The organism is Bartonella vinsonii subsp. arupensis OK-94-513, assembly GCF_000278235.1.
In the GTDB taxonomy this organism is placed as follows: domain Bacteria; phylum Pseudomonadota; class Alphaproteobacteria; order Rhizobiales; family Rhizobiaceae; genus Bartonella; species Bartonella arupensis.
This window is the reverse complement of record NZ_JH725037.1, coordinates 234,006-236,260: the sequence shown is the minus strand read 5'-3', so window position 1 is coordinate 236,260 and position 2,255 is coordinate 234,006. Positions and strand designations below refer to the sequence as shown.

Annotated in this window: 1 pseudogene; it reads left to right on the top strand. The window is 39.3% G+C overall.

Going from position 1 to position 2,255, the window contains the following annotated elements:
* Nucleotides 1–2,255: pseudogene (locus ME1_RS08050) on the top strand (hypothetical protein); the annotation flags it as partial.

Genomic DNA, 2,255 nt, shown 5'->3' with positions numbered 1-2,255 from the left:
GATGGTAAGGAAGAAGATACATCTTATCACAATGTAGCGGATGCATTGTCTGGAGTTGGTAATTCTATCACGAATGTTCAGCATACATTGACTGAACAAATTAATAATGTGGTTAAAAAAGTGGAGAGCGAAAGTTTTGTTCAGCAAGATAAAGCAACGCATAGTCTTACTATTGGCGCAAAGACAGAAGATACAACAATCAATATCGCTAACAAAAATGGAGCGGATCGGACTCTTTCTGGCGTAAAGGTAGCAGTAAAAGACAATGAAGCAGTTAACAAGGGCCAGCTTGATGAAAGTTTAAAGGGTCTTTCCAACAGTCTTCAGTCTGATGATTCAGCTGTTGTTCATTATGATAAAAAAGATGATGAAAATGGCACCATTAATTATAAGAGTGTGACTTTTGGTGGTAAAGATAAATCTCCTGTAGGCCTTCATAATATTGCTGATGGTAAGATTTCCAAAGGATCACATGATGCAATCACAGGTGGTCAGGTTAACAAAATTGGTGAGGATGTAGCCAAGTTCTTAGGTGGAGGTACAGGCTTTAACAATGGTACTTTCACAGGTCCAACCTATAACTTATCTAAAGTTGATGCAGATGGTCAGGTAGAAAAGAAAAGCTTTAACGATATTGCTCAAGCATTTACAGGTCTTGATGAGAATATTAAGAATGTAAACCAACGGATTAAGGATGTTTCTGAAAATGTTGCTCAGGATTCATTGAACTGGAACGAGGAAAAGAAAGCCTTTGTAGCGACGCATGGAGAAGAAGGAAACAAAGCCAATAGCAAGATTACATCACTTCAGTATGGAAACATAGCTGAGAATTCAACGGATGCTATTACAGGTGGACAGCTTTATTCGCTAGGCAGTGATGTTGCGAAGTATTTTGGCGGTGGCGCTAGCTATGCGGAAGGCACTTGGACAGCTCCTACATTCACAGTTAAAACTATCAAAGATGATGGTGAGACAATTGAAGATAAGGACTATAGTAGTGTAGCGGAAGCGTTTGCTGGTATTAGTACATCTTTCACGAATATTAAAAACGATATTACGAATGTTGTAAGTGATAGCCTTGTTAAATGGGATGAAGATACGAAGTCTATTACTATAGGTAAAGAAAAAGATGACGCTAAAATTAGCATTGCTGATAAGGACAGTCAAAGTCGCACCCTTTCTGGCTTGAAGGCGGCAGAACATAACGATGAAGCAGTTAATAAAGCACAGCTTGATGAAAACGTGGATAAGCTTACTAAAGATATTAATGACGTGCGTTCTGTAGCAGTTTTCTATGACACAGAAGAAGATACAGAAGAAGTCAGTGCACTTACGAGATCAGCGCGTAAAGCTAAACAAAACAGTGTGACTTTTGGAGATCCAAGTCAAGGCACAGTTGCTTTGCGTAATGTTGGTAGTGGAAAAGTTACAAAAGATTCAACTGAAGCAGTAAATGGTTCTCAGCTTTATTCTATGGGCGACACGGTTGCAAAATATTTTGGTGGTGGAGCTAGCTATGAGAATGGTACATGGACTGCTCCGAAGTTTACGGTTAAGAAATTTGATGCAGCAGGTGAGGCAACTGAAGAAAACTATGATAATGTTGCGGATGCTTTTGCTGAAATAAGCAGTTCTGTTACGAAAATTCATAATGAGGTGACCAATCAAATTGACAAAGTTGTAGGTGATAGTCTTGTTAAGCAGGATGAAACGACCAAGGTTATCAAGATTGGTGCTGAAACAGAAGGTGCAGGTATTAGTTTTGCAAACCGTGACGGCACAGATCGGACCCTTTCTGGTGTGAAGGCGGCAGAAAATGATAATGAAGCTGTCAATAAAGCCCAGCTTGAAAAAGGTTTGAAAGATCTTTCTACCAGTCTTCAATCTGATGAATCAGCAGTTGTTCATTACGATAAAAATACAGATGAAAATGGCACTATTAATTACGCGAGTGTGACATTTGGAAAAGGAAAAGATTCTGCAGCTGTGGGTCTTCATAATGTAGCCGATGGTGCAATTTCTGAGGGATCGCATGATGTTGTCAATGGTGGTCAGATTAACAAGATTTCTCAGGATGTAGCCAAGTTCTTAGGTGGGGAAGCATCCTTTAAAGATGGAGTTCTTACAGAGCCAACCTATAAATTATCTAAGATTTCTCCAGATGGTAAGGAAGAAGATACATCTTATCACAATGTAGCGGATGCATTGTCTGGAGTTGGTAATTCTATCACGAATGTTCAGCATACATTGACTGA